The following is a 15,454-nucleotide window of genomic DNA, read 5'->3' on the forward strand; positions in this document are numbered from 1 at the left end:
GATCCAGTGGCTGGCCCGGCCGGTCGTGTTGGCGGTCTGGTTGTTGATCAGCAGGTGGAGGTTCGCGGTGCTCGGCCACCGGCGTCGCCGGTGGTTGTCGGGCGTCGGCGACGGCTGCCCGGACCAGGACTCGTGCGTCCCTGTTCTCGTAGCAGAAGGTGGCGGACACGCCCGCTCGCTCGGCGATGGCTCGGACGTTGAGCCGTCCGCGTTCGCGGCGAAGCTGCGTGATGGCCTTCTCGAGCTGGGTCAGTTTGTTGCGGTCTGGCGGCGGCGAGCGGCGATCGCGGCCGCTGGGGAGTCGGCAGTGGATGTCATGCGGCATCACCATCGTCGATCTCCGGTGGCTCGGTGAGGTCCGCGGTTCGGAAAGCGGTGGACCAGACGCGGCCGAAGTAATTCTGGGGGCGGCGGAGGTCGAGCGCGAGGGCCTCATCCAGGAGACCGACGGCTTCGAGCGCACGTTCCAGGCCGGTGATCGCGCGGGCGGTGGGCTCGAAGACCTCGTGGAGGTAGTCGGCGGTCGCACTGTCCGGCGCGCGTTCGGCGAGCATGCGCCACTGCTCGCGCTTGCGGTGCCAGTAGACGAGGTCTGCGCCCGACATCACGAAGTTCTCGCAGCTGTGGCAGTTGAGATCGAAGGGGCAGGCCGCGCCGTCGACGACGTGCTGGAAGGTGCAGAACCCGCCGTCGGCCGGGGTGGACCGGCGCGTCAGGTCGATGGCGAGGGCCTCGGCTCTTCCCTGGACATGGGCTCGCTGCCGGACAAGATCAGTCCGGGCTCGTCCGATCCGGGGCCGGCGACCCAGATGGTCTGCAGGGCCTGTTCGAGGCGGGGATCGGTGTTGGCGAGGTGGACGTAGTGCTCGGCCATCCGCCCGGAGACCTGCCCGAGGTAGCGCTTTACGTGGATGAGGTCGGCGCCGTTGCGCAAGAGGTTCGTCGCCAGCGTGTGCCGGCTTTGGTGGGGAACACAGTGGGCGATGTCGAGCGTGTCGACCCAGTCGCGGAACAGCTTGTGGAACCACCCGTAGCTGACGCCCTTGAGCAGGTTGCGGTTGCTGTACTGCCGGGGGAACGAGCAATCTGCAGGCGTGTTGGGGGCCGTCCGTAGCGCTGGGTGAAGCGGGCGACGGTCACTGCCTGGCGGCGCTCGATCCGCTGATGGAGCCGTTCGGGGATGCGGATGGCCTCGTCGTAGTTGCCGACCTTGGTCTGGTCGTGCCAGAACATCGGCAGCCCGTTGAGCCGGCCGACGCATTCCAGGCGGGGCGTTGAGGACCTCGCCGCAGCGGCGGCCGACCAGGACGAGCGTTTCCCAGGCATCCCGGAGCCCGCGGTTGTTGGTGTCGAACGTTTCGAGGTTCGCCAGATTGGTCGGGTGGGCCAGGGCCTGGCGACGTCGTCGGGAAACGGCGATCGACGCCCCGATGGGGCCGTGGCCCTCGGCATCGCGACGGTGAAGCTGCGGTCGAGTCCGATCTTGTCAGAAGCACCGGTCTCCAGTGCTTCGCGCAGGACGCGGCGAACACTCATCAAGACGGTCGAGAGGGTTCCAGCGGTGGCGATTGAGGGCTCACCGGCATGTCGAGACCGACGATCGCCCTGATGATGGTGGATGCCGAGCGACTTCAGACCATGTCGGGCTCGGTGACGCTGATCGGTGACGAAGTCGGTCGCATGGGGCTCGGTCAGCACCGTGAGGTTGTGGCCTCCGCCCGGCACGAAGCCTTCGAGGTAGGCGCTCAACTCCACGCATCCCCGGCGACGTTGATCGAAACTGGTTCGGCTGCGGGGCGGTTTCGTCCTCAGCCGGGCGGCCAGGAAGTCCCAAAGCAGGTCCCGCAGCCAGCGCTGCGTGACTCGGCTCAGGTCGATTCTGCTGCCTGTGTGGGGGAAGCGGACGCCGAAGTGATCGGTCTCGAGGAACCCGGCGTCCTTGGTGTCCTCGCGGGTGAAGTAGACCAGCCTTAGGTAGCCGAGCATCACCGTGCCAACCTGGCGGACGGGCGGTTGCACGTGTCCAGGTCGAGGTCGGCCAGGGGCGGGCCGACGTCGGGCAGTTGAAGGCGATCGAGGACGGCCGGGCCGCCGGCGTGCCGTGGGAGCACTTCGCCGGGCCGCTGTGCGTGACGTCCAAGCAGGGCGCGTACCAGGAGGCGCGGCGGATGAAGGCCGATCAGGTCCGTGAGCCCGGCGAACGCCGCACACCCGAGGTCGCCCGCGACCACGAGGAGCGTGCGGCGGCCGAGGCACGGGCCGAGCGAGCACTCATGCTGGCGCAGGAGCGACGGTTCCCCGTCGCTCAGAGAATCGGCCGGATGCTCCTGGAGCACCGTGACGGCCTGGTCCTGGACAGCTGGGCGATCTACTGGCTCGGTGAGATCGCGGATTCCATCGACGATCGTGACAACCCGGCCAAGCGGGCGCGGTTCACCGGTTGGGTGGAGAGCTTCGTTCGCTCCGTCCATGCGCACGCCCGCGAACGCAACCAGCCCTCCGCCACCACCGACGATGCCCGCCAGGCACTCGCTCTGGCCACCGAGTTCACCTACGACGAACGGCCCAACATCCCCCGACAGGCGCAGCGTTCCCAGACTGGGAACCCATCCGGGCGCGAGCGTCGACGAGTGTCCTGTCTCACCGAGCCTTGACCGAACTCATTGAACCTTGGCCGATGCCTCCGCGGATCCCGGATCAGCGCACTGCCAGAGGGACACGGGCAGGACCTGAGCGTCAGTGGTCTGGGCGCGGACGGTGGCCGATTCGCGCTCTAACCGGCAGGCACTGCCACATGATGGGCTGGTCGTTGTGTCGGGGATCATTGCGGCCGCCATCGCCGTCATCGGAACACTGTTGGGTGCTGTCGTCGCACACCGCTACCAGGAGAAAATCGCAGCCCGGTCTGCAGCCCGTGCTGACCGCGAGCGAAGCCACCAGCGTCTCCTCGTGCCTGTGCTGACTTCATTGCCCTGGCTGAGGACTATCGGCGGGCACAGTACGACCGGTGGACAAGCCAGCACACAGCACCCGACTCTGAGGCGAACTTCGCAACCCGGGCCGAGTCGTACCGGCTCTATGTCGAGGTCCGAAGCAGCGCCTTCCGGCTCCGCCTCGTCGCGCAAGGCCCGCAGGCGCAGCAGCTTGCCGAGCAGGCCGGTGAGATGCAGGTGAAGACACGAGAGATTTTCTTCGCTGCCGATAAGGCCGACATGCTCGCCCGAGGCGAGGTTGCGGAGCATGCCTGTGAAGCCTTCGCGGTCCGCGCCAAAGAGGTGCCGGCCGCAGGAGAGTGGTGAACCTGCTCTGTAGTCAATCTTCGCTGAGAACGGCCAAAGTTCGGTGAGACAGGACAACGAACCCGGCGCGGCGGACCGGCCCGCTGACCCGGTTGTCGGCGTACCCCTTTGATCAACGGGGGCTGGCTCGAGCGCGGCAAGCCTTATGAGCGGGGCGTTGCTCCCTCCGGGCTGGCTGCAGTGCTTAGCCGCATGAGCCGCACGCACCGAACTCACCAGACTCGCGGCTTCTACTCCTGCCTGTTCTGTGCTTCGCGGATATTCGGCAGTCGCTCCAGTCATGTGCAGGGTAGTGCCGAGATATGGGTGATGGGTGGAGATGTCGCCTACTCTGCCCCCCGAAATCATCGCTCACTATGTCGAGGCACACGACTATGTGCCGTCAACCGCCTTCGTCCAGGCGGTTCTCGCCACAACGTGACCCAGGCGGTTTCACGGCTGCGTGAGGATCCGGGTCCGCAGAAGCGTGAACGATGCTCGGCCGTACATTGCTCGCTTGAGTGTTTTGACCCTGTTGACGTGGCCTTCGACGACGCCTGAGCTCCAATGCAGCGTGAGTCCGGCGGTGACGGCGTCGAGGTCCTGGCGGAGAAAGCCTGCGAAGCCGCGCATCGGTTTCGGGGCGTCTTGCTCGGCTTGCCGGATCCTTTCGAGGAGGAAGGTTCCGCGTCGGTTGCGGACCAGGTCGGTGAAGGCTCGGGCGAGATCGCGGGCCCGGGTGATGTTCGGGCAGGCGAGCCGGACTTCGAGCAGCCTTTCCTGCTGTTCGTCGGTGAGGGTCTCGCGAGGACGCATGATCCAGCCGGTGATCTTTCGAGGGCTGGGGATGTGGGCCCGCACAGGCTCGGCGTTGCCGGCGCGGAGGGCGGCGAGGTGTTTGCGGACGACCTGGCGGCTGCCGCGGTGGCCGCGCTCTCGAATCTCCAGGAAGAGCCGACTGCCGCTGACCTGGCCGAGCGACTCGGTGAATCGGGTGTTGAGGTAGGGCTTGAACGGTTCCAGTACTCCCGCCGGTCGACGTTCGTGGGCGGAGGCGAGGAGCTGGTCGAGATCAGTGTCGCGGAAACGCCGCACTGTCTTCCGGTCGAGATTCAGACGGCGGGCGATGGCGCTGATCGTCCAGCCCGCGGCGACGAGCCGCTGGACGTCCGCGTGCCGGTGACGGATCCGCTCGATGATCTGCGTCCGGGGAAGTTCGTGCATCGGGAGTTCCATCAGCGGCGGCGCTTCGGGAAGGCTGCCGGTCTCTTCGTCGGCACGTTTTCGCAAGCAGGCGCGGTGCTGGTGAGTCCTCAAGCCGAGACTCGAGCGGCGATAGCGTTCGCTCAGCCCGCTGACCTGCTCGACGAACGTCTTCCTGCGCAAGAGCCACGGTCGCAGAAGAACCGCCGCACCCGCAGCCTGACTTGCAACTTCTTCCCCGTCAGCGGACGCTCTGCCAAGCCACGCTCGTACGACGAGTGCACGCGGCGAGCAAGAGCGCGGCAGCCCGGACACCGCGGGGCGGTCCGCATGCCGCTGCCACCACGACCAGAGCCTCAGCGGTGGAGTCCACACGTTCCAGCCGCACATCGATTTCTGGGAACAGTACATCTTCCAGCGAACAGACCCCACAGCCGAGAGATCCCCTGCCAGAACGTTCCTGCACACACCGGCTGACCTGGGGATTCACGGAACTCCGGTCAGAGCCGCTTAGAAACACCCCCGTCGCTTCTGGGGGAGGTCTGCCGTGTCTCGGTGGTCTCTTTCTTCTGTCTCCGTATGTCTTTCTGTCTGCGCGCGTTTTGTCCGGCGTGCGGGTTCGTGTCCGTGGATGTGTGTGTGGCGGTGTGCGGGTTCTGGCCTGTTGCCGGGTGGGCTGTGGGCCGGGTGGGTGGTGGTGTGTCGGGCTTGTTTGCGGGTGTGGTGACTGTCGCCGGGTCGGTGGGGGTGGTCGGTGGGTGGTGGTGGTCAGGGGAAGACGATGGTGCGGTTGCCGTTGATGAGTACGCGGTTTTCGGTGTGCCATTGGAGGGCGCGGGCGAGTACCTGGGCTTCGACGTCGCGGCCGATGGTGGCGAGTTCGTCGGGGGCGCGGGAGTGGTCGACGCGGACGATGTCCTGTTCGATGATCGGGCCTTCGTCGAGGTCGGGGGTGACGTAGTGGGCTGTGGCGCCGACGAGTTTGACGCCGCGTTCGTGTGCTTGGAGGTAGGGGCGGGCGCCTTTGAAGCTGGGGAGGAAGGAGTGGTGGATGTTGATGGCGTGGCCGTCGAGTTGTTTGCACAGGCCGTCGGAGAGGATCTGCATGTAGCGGGCGAGGACGACGAGGTCGATGTCGAGTTCGTCGACGAGGTGCAGCAGGCGGGCTTCTGCCTCGTCCTTGGTGTGCGGGGTGACGGGGATGTGGTGGAAGGGGATGCCGTAGTTGTCGGCCAGGGGTTCCAGGGTGCGGTGGTTGGAGACGATCGCGGGGATCTCGATGTTGAGTGCGCCGGTGGATCTGCGGAAGAGCAGGTCGTTCAGGCAGTGGCCGAACTTCGACACCATGATCAGGGCGCGGGTGAGGGTCGAGGCGTCGTGGAGCTGCCAGGTGATCCGGTAGGTGTCGGCGACGGGGCCGAATCCGGTGCGCAGGTCCTCCAGTGAGATGCCGGGGTCGCTGACCTCGAAGTGGACCCGCATGAAGAAGCGGTCCGTGAGCCGGTCGTCGAACTGCCGGCTTTCCAGGATGTTGCCCCTGTGGCCGACGAGGTAGGCCGTCACGGCGTGGACGAGGCCGGCCCGGTCGGGGCAGGAAAGGGTGAGGACGAACTCGTGGCCGGGCTGCGGTCGAGGAGACATGACATCCTCCATTGATGCGTAATACGCAACGTAGTGAGTGATACGCAACATGGTCCGGTGCGGGTGGCCGGCTGGTCAAGAGCCGGCGTGCAACTGCCGCGCCCTGCCGATCCGTCCCCGCCGGCCCCGTCGCGGCGCGATGCCCCGCATGGAAGTCTGTTCCTAGTGGCGCAACATGCCGCATGATGGGCAACAGGCGGGGGTTCGGTGCTGCCGCCCGCGGTCCGCCGCCTCTCCGGCGGGCCGGCCTCCCGCCGGCCGTGCCCGCTGCCCGCGGCTGTGTCTGTCGCCCCGCCGGCCCGTCCGGCGGGTCGTCTGCCGCGCCGGGCCTGCCGCCCGCCGGGCCGTGCTGTCCGCTCCCGGCCGCTGCGGCCGGTGCGGACGGCCCGTCGGCTTCCCGGGCGGTGCGGGCGGCGGGGCGGCCCGGCTGTCTGCCGGGTGGCGGTGGTGGTCTTGCGGTGGTGCGGCCCTCTTGACAGCACTCTCGGGACCCCGGCAGGGTGAGTTGCATAATGCGAAGCATGTTGCGCCAATTGCAACTGGAGGTTGTGTGATGGCGGGACCACGTGTGGTCATCATCGGTGCGGGCGTCGTGGGAGCGGCGCTGGCGGACGAGTTGTCTCTTCGGGGCTGGACCGGGGTGACGGTCGTCGACCAGGGGCCGCTGCCCGCCACCGGGGGGTCGTCCTCGCACGCCCCCGGGCTGGTGTTCCAGACGAACTCCTCGAAGACGCTGACGGAGATGGCCCGGTACACCGTCGAGAAGCTCTCCCGCCTCGAGGTGGACGGCGAGCCGTGTTTCCTGCAGGTCGGGGGCCTGGAGGTCGCCACCGGTCCGGAGCGTCTGGCGGAACTGCGGCGCCGGCACGGCTGGCTGACCTCGTGGGGCGTCGATGCCCGGCTGGTGGACGGCGACGAATGCGTGGCCTTGCACCCGCTGGTGGCCCGCGAGCGGGTGCTGGGCGGGCTGCTGGTGCCCACCGACGGTCTGGCCAAGGCGGTCCTTGCTGTGGAGGCGCAGTTGCGCGCGGCGCGGGGCCGTGGCGTGCGGACCCTGGGCGGCGTTGAGGTTCTCGACATCCGCACCGAGGACGGCCGGGTGTGCGCGGTCGTGACCGACCAGGGGGAGATCCCCGCGGACATCGTGGTGTGCTGCGCGGGGATCTGGGGCCCCAAGGTGGCCCGCATGGTGGGCATGGACCTTCCGCTGACCCCGCTGGCCCACCAGCTGGCCTGGACCGGGCCCGTCCCGGCGCTCGCCGGGCAGGAACAGGAAGCCGTCCGCCCGATCCTGCGCCACCAGGACGCGGACCTGTATTACCGGGACCGGTTCGACCGGCTCGGTATCGGCTACTACGGGCACCGCCCGATGCCCGTGGACGTGGACGACATCGCCACGGTGGAGGCGGACGGGCAGATGCCGTCCGTGCTGCGGTTCACCGAGGACGACTTCGCCGAGGCCTGGTCCGAGACCCAGTCGCTGCTGCCGGCGACGAAGGAGGCCGAGGTCGCCGAGGGCATCAACGGCCTGTTCTCGTTCACCACCGACGGCCTGCCCCTGCTGGGCGAGTCCCCCGAGGTGAAGGGCTTCTGGGTCGCCGAGGCCGTGTGGGTCACCCACTCCGCCGGCGTTGCCCGCGCGGTGGCCGAATGGCTCGTCGACGGCCACTGCTCGTCCTTCGACCTGCACGAGTGCGACGTCAACCGCTTCGAGGCGCACCAGCTCGCCCCCGACTACGTCCTGGCCCGCGACTGCCAGAACTTCACCGAGGTCTACGACATCCTCCACCCCCTCCAGCCGCCCGGCGCGCCCCGCCCCCTGCGCACCAGCCCTTTCCATCCCCGCCAGCAGGAACTGGACGCCGTGTTCCTGGAGGCGGCCGGCTTCGAGCGCCCCCAGTGGTATGCGGCCAACGAGGCTCTGCTGGCCGGCCGGGACATTCCCACGCCCAACGACTGGGCGGCACGCTTCTGGTCGCCGATCGTCGGCGCCGAGGCCCAGGCCACCCGCGAGAGCGTCGCGATGTACGACATGACCGCCCTCAAGCGCATCGAGGTCACCGGCCCCTCGGCCGCCGCGTTCCTGCAGCGCCTGACCACCGGCAACGTCGACAAGTCGGTCGGCTCGGTCACCTACACGCTGATGCTCGACCACGACGGCGGGATCCGCAGCGATGTCACCATCGCCCGCCTGGCCCCGGGCCGTTTCCAGGTCGGCGCCAACAGCAACCTCGACCTCGACTGGTTCACCCGGCACCTGCCCGCCGACGGGTCGGTGCAGGTCCGCGACATCACCGCCGGCACCTGCTGCATCGGCCTGTGGGGCCCGAAGGCACGCGAGGTCCTCCAGCCCCTGGCCGACAAGGACTTCTCCAACCAGGGCCTGAAGTACTTCCGCGCCCAGCGCGCCCACATCGGCGCCGTCCCCGTCACCGCCATGCGGCTGAGCTACGTCGGCGAGCTGGGCTGGGAGCTGTACACCACCGCCGACATGGGCCTGAAACTGTGGGACACCCTGTGGGAGGCCGGACAGGACGCGGGGATCATCGCCGCCGGGCGCGGCGCGTTCAACAGCCTGCGCCTGGAGAAGGGCTACCGGTCCTTCGGCACCGACATGACCTACGAGCACGACCCGTACGAGGCCGGCGTCGGCTTCGCCGTCAAGAAGGACAAGGGCGACTTCATCGGCCGGGAGGCGCTGGAGCGGCGCGCACAGTCGGTGACCCGCCGCCTGGCCTGCCTGACGATCGACGACCCGCACCAGGTGGTCATGGGCAAGGAGCCGGTGTACGACGGCGACCGGCCGGCCGGCTACGTCACCAGCGCCGCCTACGGCTACACGATCGGCAAGGGCATCGCCTACGCCTGGCTCCCCGCCCATCTCGCCACCCCCGGACGCACCCTGCACATCGGCTACTTCGACCAGCTCGTCCCCGCGGTCGTCGCCGAAGAGCCCCTGTTCGACCCCACCATGCAGCGCCTGCGCGGCTGAGGAGGCCCACCCCTATGCGTGCTCAGACCCTCGACGGACGCCGCACCGCCGCGGCCATCCGCACCGAACTCGCCGACCGCGTCGCCGCCCTGGCCGCCCGCGGCATCACCCCCGGCCTCGGCACCGTCCTGGTCGGCGACGACCCCGGCAGCCACGCCTACGTCGCCGGCAAGCACCGCGACTGCGCGCAGGTCGGCATCGCCTCCATCCGCCGCGAACTGCCCGCCGACGCCACCCAGAAGGAAGTGGAGGCGGTCGTCGACGAACTCAACGCCGACCCCGCCTGCACCGGCTACATCGTCCAGCTGCCCCTGCCCCGCGGCCTGGACTCCGGCGCCGTCCTTCAGCGCATGGACCCGGCCAAGGACGCCGACGGCCTGCACCCGGCCAACCTCGGCCGGCTCGTCCTCGGCGTCCAGGCCCCGCTGCCCTGCACACCGCGCGGCATCGTCGAACTGCTGCGCCGCCACGACGTACCGCTGGACGGCGCGCGGGTGTGCGTCATCGGCCGGGGCGTCACCGTCGGCCGCCCGATCGGCCTGCTGCTCACCCGCAGGTCGGAGAACGCCACCGTGACGCTGTGCCACACCGGGACCAAGGACCTGGCCCGGCACGTCCGCGAGGCGGACGTCGTGGTCGCGGCGGCCGGCTCCGCCGGGCTGATCACCCCCGACATGGTCCGCCCCGGTGCCGCCGTCCTCGACGTCGGCATCAGCCGCACCCCCGAAGGACTCCTCGGCGACATCCACCCGGACGTGGCCGGCGTCGCCGGATGGCTGGCCCCGATGCCGGGCGGCGTCGGCCCCATGACCCGGGCCATGCTGCTGGCCAACGTCGTCGAGGCGGCCGAACGCGCCGCCCAGAACCCCTCCTCGCCGCGGCCGGGGCAGGCCGTGTGAACCCGCACCGGGGCGGGGCGCCCGGCACCCCGCCCCGGCGCACGGGTCAGGACCGGCGCGATGAGCCGTCACCGGCCGCCGGCCGCCCGCGTCACGGCCCGGCCGCCCGCGCGGCATCTCCTGCGCCGGGGCGAAGAACCGAACACCGCCGTGCAGACCGACGTCCCGTTCCCCGGGCCCGTGCTGCCGGCGCCACCGTCGAGCGGTACAACACTCTCGCCGCGAGCAGCCGGCCCGGCCCCGGACCTCACGCCACCGGACCGGACCCCGCCCGCCACGACGCCGTCCCCGCCCACCGGCGACCCGGCTGATCGTGGGCGCGGGACCGGCCGCGCCCGCCGCAGCGCCCGCTATGGCGCCCGCTGCGGCGAGCAGCGGGGCACGCCGCATCCGCCGGCGACCACCCGCCGCACCCGAACGGGCGCGGTGCACCACCGACTTCGGCCACGACGACGACAACCACGTCCTCGCCGTCGAACGCCGCACCGACCATCCCGGCGCCACGGGCCCCGGCACCCCGCCGCACCCGTTCGGGTGCGACGGGTGCCGGGCCCGGCGGGTCGCTTCGGCGACCGGGCGCCCCTCCCGTGCTTTTCGCATGCACCGACCACGACCGCCCGGGCACCATGCGCGCCGGCGCGGCCCAACCCACGTCAACCGGAACGCCGCGGCCGCCGCGCCGTCGCCGACAGCCGGCCCGAACCGGCGCAGGGACCCGCCGCGCGACCAAGGCCCTATCGAGGCCTCACCGGCCGCACGTCACCGGCACCGCCGGCGAACCGCACATGAACCACGGTGACGGCCCCCGTGACCGTCACCAGCCCTGTTCTCCACGACCCCTTGTGCATGCGGTGTTGCGGACCCGCACCAGCCCCCCGGGGGGCTCCCCGCGGGCAGAGCAGGGCAGGGCAGGGCAGGGCAGGGCAGGGCAGGGCACGGATCGGCGGGCGGGCCCTGCGCTCCCGGAGCGGGGCGGGGCGGGGCGGGGGCGGCTCAGGTGCGGCGGAGGTGGCCGAGCCGGTCCGAGATCGTCCCGGCCGCGGCGAAGACCGCGGCGGAAACCTCCCGCAGCCGCTGCTCGGTCAGCCGGAAGGACGGCCCCGAGGCGCTGAGCGCGGCCACCACCCGTCCGTCGAAGCCGAAGACCGGCGCGGCAACCGCGTTCAGACCCGGTTCGAGCTCCTCGGCGCTGTAGGCCAGGCCGTTGGTGCGGGCGCTCTTCAACTGGGCCCGCAGGGCGCCGGGATCGGTGACGGTGCGCGGCGTGCAGCGCTCCAAAGGCGCGGCGAGCCTGCTGTCGAGCGCGGTCTCGGACAGGTGTGCCAGCAGGATCTTGCCGCTGGAGGTGGCGTGCAGCGGCGTACGCCGCCCCAGCCAGTTGTGTGTGGTGATGGCCGAGGGGCCGAGCACCTGGTCGATGTCGATGGCGGCGTCCCCGTCGAGGACGGCCAGGTTGATGGTCTCGGCGACCTGTGCCGCCAGCTGCTCGCACACGGGCCGGCTCTGCTGGGACAGGTCCAGCCGGACGGTGGCGGCACCGGCCAGGCGGATCAGGCCGAGGCCGAGACGGTACTTGCCGCGCTCGTCGGTCTGCTCGATGAGCCCGCGCAGCTCCAGGGCGGTGGCGAGCCGGGAGGCCGTCGACTTGTGCACCCCGAGCTCGGCGGCCATCTCGGTGACGCCCGCTTCTTCCTGGTGGCCCAGCAGCTCCAGGATGGCCACGGCCCGGTCGACCGACTGCACCGGGGACTCCGGCGGGTGCGGGGAGTCCGGCCTCTCCGGCGGCCGACGACCGCCTCTGCTGTTGCCCATGACGCAACCTTACGCATAGCCGCGGTGGTCGTGGACCCTGGTGGCCCCTTTCCCGGTGTGCGCGGGAGCGCAGGGGCACGGGGGAGTGGCGGCCGCCGCCGGGCGGCCGGTCCCCTGGCGCGTGGCCCGGGGACCGGGGACCGGCGGGGCGTTCGGAGTGCCCCCTCGCCCGGGCCCGGGACGGTGTTGTGGCCGGCCGGGGGCTACGTGTAGATGACGAAGACCTTGCGCAGCGTCTCGTGGATCGTCCACGTGCCCTGCCAGCCGATGGGGAAGACCGCGGTGGTTCCGGGGCCGACCTCGGTCGTCTCCCCGCCCTTCTGCGCGCACGTCATGCGCCCGGACAGCACATGGATGACTTCGCCGCGGTCGCTGAAGTCCCATGCGGACTCGCCGGGTTCGCACTCCCACGTTCCGCTGACGATCCTGCCGTCGTCCGAGGCGAAGATCCGCCGGCTGCGGGTGGGCATGGGCCCGCCGAGCGGTGTGGCGGTCGGCGGAGCCAGGTCCTTGGTGTCCTCCAGTTCGCCGGAGGACAGTGAACCGGCGTTCAGGCTGATGGTCATACTCGTGTCCTTACTTCTGTCGTGAGAGCAGCTGCGTCCCGAGGTCGTGGGGTGCAGGCCCGGCGGGCCGTGTCCGGCGAGGCGGCGGACCCGCACGGCCGTGCGCCGCGGTCCGCCCCTCCCGGACGCCCCCGTCTGTTCCGTCATGTAAAACATGCATCGTGATACGCAACATCATGGGGATGCGGTGAGGCGCCGTCAAGAAGCCGGGGCGGCGGCGTCCGGCCGGGCCACGGGTGCGGGGCGGGCGGCGCCGGCCGGAGCCGGTGTCGGGCGTGCGGGGAAGTTGCGAGAGCTTCGGCGGCCTGTCTTGACGTCGGCACGCTATCAATGTTCCGTTGCTTATGCAGAAACATGTTCTTCATAGCGCAACAACACGCGAGGTGTGAGCCGTCGACCGTGACCCCGCAGCGCGGAGGGGCCGCCGCACGCAGCGGTCCCGGTCGGCGAGCCACGCGGTCCCCAGTCCCCCCATCCCCGGAGGTCAGATGTCCATCCGTGTCATCGACGAGGCGCCACTGAACGGATTCCACCGCAAACTCACCTGGTCGTGCGCCGGCGGCCCCTTCCTGGACGGCTACCTGCTCAGCATCATCGGCGTCGCCCTGGTCGGCATGACCGGCGAACTGCACCTGACCACGGCGGACGTGAGCCTCATCGGCGCCGCCGCCCTGGTCGGCATCTTCGTCGGGGGCCTGTGCGGCGGAGCCGTCACCGACAAGCTCGGCCGCGAGGCGATGTACACCCTGGACCTGGCGGTCCTGGTCGCCGTATCCCTGCTGTCGGTGTTCGCCACCGAACCCTGGCAGTTCGTCGTGCTGCGCTTCGTCCTCGGCATCGCCATCGGAGCCGACTACCCGATCGCGACGTCCCTGCTGGCCGAATGGGTGCCCAACCGGCACCGGGGCCGGCTGCTCGGCGTCCTCATCCTGGCCTGGTACGTCGGCGCGGCGGCCGCCTACGTGGTCGGCTACGTCATGGCCGAGATCGGCGGCAGCGGCACCTGGCGGTGGATGCTCGCCTCCGGCGCCGTGCTGAGCGCCGTGATCCTGCTGATGCGCATCGGTACGCCCGAGTCGCCGCTGTGGCTGGTGAACAAGGGCCGCACCGCCGACGCCCAGAAGGCGATCAAACGGGCACTGGGCCGCACCGTCCCGATCAAGGAACTGCTCGCGGCCTCCGCCGCCGAGCAGGCGGTGGAGCGGACCCGGTTCCGTGACCTGTTCCAGGGCACCTACCTGCGCCGGACGCTCTTCTGCGGCCTGTTCTACATGTGCCAGATCACGCCGATGTTCGCCCTGTACACCTTCGGCCCCGCGATCCTCGGCTCCTTCGGCCTGGGGGAGGGCAACGCCGGCAACCTGGGCTCGGCGCTGATCAGCGTCGTGTTCGTGCTGGGCTGCATCCCCGCCCTGCGCCTGGTGGACCGGGTGGGACGCCGCCCCGTCATCATCTGGTCGTTCGCCCTGATGGTGGTCCCGCTCGCGGTGCTCGGCGGCGGTTCCGCGCTGCCCATCGGGGTGGTCATCGCGTGCTTCTGTCTCTACGCCCTGCTGTCCGGCGGTCCCACGGTGCTGGAGTGGACCTATCCCAACGAGCTGTTCCCCACCAGCATCCGGGCCACCGCAGGCGGCGTGGCCACCTCGATCAGCCGCATCGGCGCCGCCGCGGGCACCTTCCTGCTGCCGATCTCCCTCAGCAGCCTGGGCATCGGCGCGACCATGCTGATCGGCGCCGGGATCACCCTGGTGGGCTGCCTGGTGTCGGTGGCGTGGGCCGAGGAGACCCGCGGCCGCACGCTGGCGGAGACCAGCGCACTGCCCGCCCGTTCCCGCCGGCAGTCGGCGCCCGACGCGGAAGGCGGCGCGAGCCTGCGCGAGAGCGACCTCGAACGGTCCTGACGGACGACAAACACCGAACCGGACCACACGACAGGCCGGCCCCCACCGGGGGCCGGCCTGCCGTGTGCCACCCCGCAACCGCCAGCGGCGCCGAGAGGGCATCGGGGAAGGCGCCGCCCGGCGCCCGGCGACCCCGCCCCGGCAGGCGCCGGGCCCCCGACGGGCCGAGCCCCCACCGCCCGAGCGCCGGCCCCTCGGCGCTCCTGCTGCGCCCGGCTCCGGCTCGCCCCAACCGCCCGGGCCGCAGCCTCGCGGCGCTCCTGCTGCGGCCCGGTCGTCGCCGAGGCCGGCTCTGCCGCGGCGTACCCCCGAGCGGCGTTCCTCCTGTGCCCTGTGCCCTGCGCCCGCGGCCTGCTCCGGCCCCGGCCGTCGCCGAAGACCGGCCCTGCCGCGGCCCCCCGAGCGCCCACGGGGGCGCCGCCCGTCCCCGCGTCGCCGCGGCGCTTCCTGCCGGTCGGGCAGGTTTCGCCCGGCCAACCTCTTGACAGTGGCCGCCCGCAGGACAGACAGTTTGACTGTTGCTTATAGCGAAGAAGTTTGCACCATACGCAACGCCGACGGTGTCCGGTTCCGGCACTCCCCGGGCTCCGGGCACGCCGGTCCGCAGCCGGCCCCGTGAACTGCCAGTGCGTCGCCCGCCGTTCGTGCGGGACCCGCCGTTGAACAGCGATGTTCACCCCGTTGCCCTCGTCGACCGCTCCGGCGGAGCGATGCGACGCCCCCTCTGCCCGCAACACCCTCCGGCCGAAGACGCCATCGGCCGCCCCTCAGCGAGGAGATCGACCGTGACACACGAGGTACGCGCCGTCGTCGCCCTGAAGAAGGGCGCTCCGGTCTCGGTGGAGACCATCCTGGTGCCGGATCCCGGCCCGGGTGAGGCGCTGGTGCAGGTGCAGGCCTGCGGTGTCTGCCACACCGACCTGCACTACCGGGAGGGCGGGATCAGCGACGAGTTCCCCTTCCTGCTCGGCCATGAGGCCGCGGGCGTGGTCGAGGCGGTCGGCGAGGGCGTCACCGACGTGGCGCCCGGGGACTTCGTCGTCCTCAACTGGCGTGCCGTGTGCGGTACATGCCGGTCGTGCAGCAAGGGCAGGCCGTGGTACTGCTTCGCCACCCACAACGCCACCCAGCCGATGACGCTGGCCGACGGCACCCCGCTGTC

The 15,454-nt window shown here is 70.7% G+C and carries 14 protein-coding genes and 1 pseudogene; 6 read left to right on the forward strand and 9 right to left on the reverse strand.

The window, feature by feature from the left end; translation table 11 throughout:
• The 4 genes and pseudogenes from ACF08N_RS36685 to ACF08N_RS36700 all read right to left on the reverse strand — a co-directional run.
• A pseudogene (locus tag ACF08N_RS36685) lies at positions 1 to 331 on the reverse strand (hypothetical protein); the annotation flags it as partial.
• The gene (locus ACF08N_RS36690; protein ID WP_392329059.1) at positions 315 to 605 is read right to left on the reverse strand and encodes a hypothetical protein; all 291 of its coding nucleotides are present in this window, start codon (positions 603 to 605) and stop codon (positions 315 to 317) included. The gene ACF08N_RS36690 and the pseudogene ACF08N_RS36685, both read right to left, overlap by 17 nt.
• Before the next feature lie 107 nt (positions 606 to 712).
• On the reverse strand, positions 713 to 1,015 hold the full coding sequence (locus tag ACF08N_RS36695; RefSeq protein WP_392329071.1) for a tyrosine-type recombinase/integrase: 303 nt from the start codon (positions 1,013 to 1,015) through the stop codon (positions 713 to 715).
• Positions 904 to 1,989, reverse strand: a complete 1,086-nt coding sequence (locus tag ACF08N_RS36700; RefSeq protein WP_392329072.1) for a hypothetical protein — start codon at positions 1,987 to 1,989, stop codon at positions 904 to 906. The genes ACF08N_RS36695 and ACF08N_RS36700 overlap by 112 nt, the downstream gene beginning before the upstream one ends.
• A gap of 74 nt (positions 1,990 to 2,063) precedes the next feature.
• Here ACF08N_RS36700 and ACF08N_RS36705 point away from each other — a divergent pair, with 74 nt between their 5' ends.
• Positions 2,064 to 2,654: a hypothetical protein gene (locus tag ACF08N_RS36705; RefSeq protein ID WP_392329060.1), complete on the forward strand. Its 591-nt coding sequence runs from the start codon at positions 2,064 to 2,066 to the stop codon at positions 2,652 to 2,654.
• Between the two features lie 510 nt (positions 2,655 to 3,164).
• Positions 3,165 to 3,299 (forward strand): hypothetical protein, encoded by a 135-nt coding sequence (locus ACF08N_RS36710; RefSeq protein WP_392329061.1) that lies wholly within the window; start codon positions 3,165 to 3,167, stop codon positions 3,297 to 3,299.
• 432 nt (positions 3,300 to 3,731) lie between these two features.
• On the opposite strand, the gene ACF08N_RS36715 is transcribed toward ACF08N_RS36710, so the two are convergent.
• From ACF08N_RS36715 to purU, 3 genes are all read right to left on the reverse strand, one after another.
• Entirely contained in the window at positions 3,732 to 4,664 is a 933-nt protein-coding gene (locus ACF08N_RS36715) for a transposase (RefSeq protein WP_392329062.1), read from the reverse strand.
• On the reverse strand, positions 4,625 to 4,813 hold the full coding sequence (locus ACF08N_RS36720) for a transposase family protein (protein WP_392329063.1): 189 nt from the start codon (positions 4,811 to 4,813) through the stop codon (positions 4,625 to 4,627). The genes ACF08N_RS36715 and ACF08N_RS36720 overlap by 40 nt, the downstream gene beginning before the upstream one ends.
• 436 nt (positions 4,814 to 5,249) lie before the next feature.
• Entirely contained in the window at positions 5,250 to 6,122 is an 873-nt protein-coding gene (purU, locus tag ACF08N_RS36725; RefSeq protein ID WP_392329064.1) for a formyltetrahydrofolate deformylase, read from the reverse strand.
• A 553-nt stretch (positions 6,123 to 6,675) separates the two neighbouring features.
• Between purU and ACF08N_RS36730 the strand changes: the two genes are divergently transcribed.
• Both ACF08N_RS36730 and ACF08N_RS36735 read left to right on the forward strand, forming a co-directional pair.
• Positions 6,676 to 9,114, forward strand: coding sequence for an FAD-dependent oxidoreductase (locus ACF08N_RS36730; RefSeq protein WP_392329065.1), 2,439 nt, complete (start codon positions 6,676 to 6,678; stop codon positions 9,112 to 9,114).
• Positions 9,115 to 9,128: 14 nt separating this feature from the next.
• Positions 9,129 to 10,013 (forward strand): bifunctional methylenetetrahydrofolate dehydrogenase/methenyltetrahydrofolate cyclohydrolase, encoded by an 885-nt coding sequence (locus tag ACF08N_RS36735; RefSeq protein WP_392329066.1) that lies wholly within the window; start codon positions 9,129 to 9,131, stop codon positions 10,011 to 10,013.
• Between the two features lie 993 nt (positions 10,014 to 11,006).
• Here the strand turns inward: ACF08N_RS36735 and ACF08N_RS36740 are convergent.
• Positions 11,007 to 11,825 carry an IclR family transcriptional regulator gene (locus ACF08N_RS36740; RefSeq protein WP_392329067.1) on the reverse strand — a complete coding sequence of 273 codons (819 nt, stop codon included), beginning with the start codon at positions 11,823 to 11,825 and terminating at the stop codon, positions 11,007 to 11,009.
• Between the two features lie 203 nt (positions 11,826 to 12,028).
• Complete coding sequence (locus ACF08N_RS36745) at positions 12,029 to 12,391, reverse strand: cupin domain-containing protein (RefSeq protein ID WP_392329068.1); 363 nt, start codon at positions 12,389 to 12,391, stop codon at positions 12,029 to 12,031.
• A gap of 488 nt (positions 12,392 to 12,879) precedes the next feature.
• Here ACF08N_RS36745 and ACF08N_RS36750 point away from each other — a divergent pair, with 488 nt between their 5' ends.
• Entirely contained in the window at positions 12,880 to 14,292 is a 1,413-nt protein-coding gene (locus ACF08N_RS36750; RefSeq protein WP_392329069.1) for an MFS transporter, read from the forward strand.
• Between the two features lie 785 nt (positions 14,293 to 15,077).
• The coding region (locus tag ACF08N_RS36755) for an alcohol dehydrogenase catalytic domain-containing protein (RefSeq protein WP_392329070.1) at positions 15,078 to 15,454 on the forward strand (377 nt) is incomplete at its 3' end.

This window comes from Streptomyces sp. NPDC015127 (genome assembly GCF_043080095.1).
Lineage (GTDB): Bacteria > Actinomycetota > Actinomycetes > Streptomycetales > Streptomycetaceae > Streptomyces.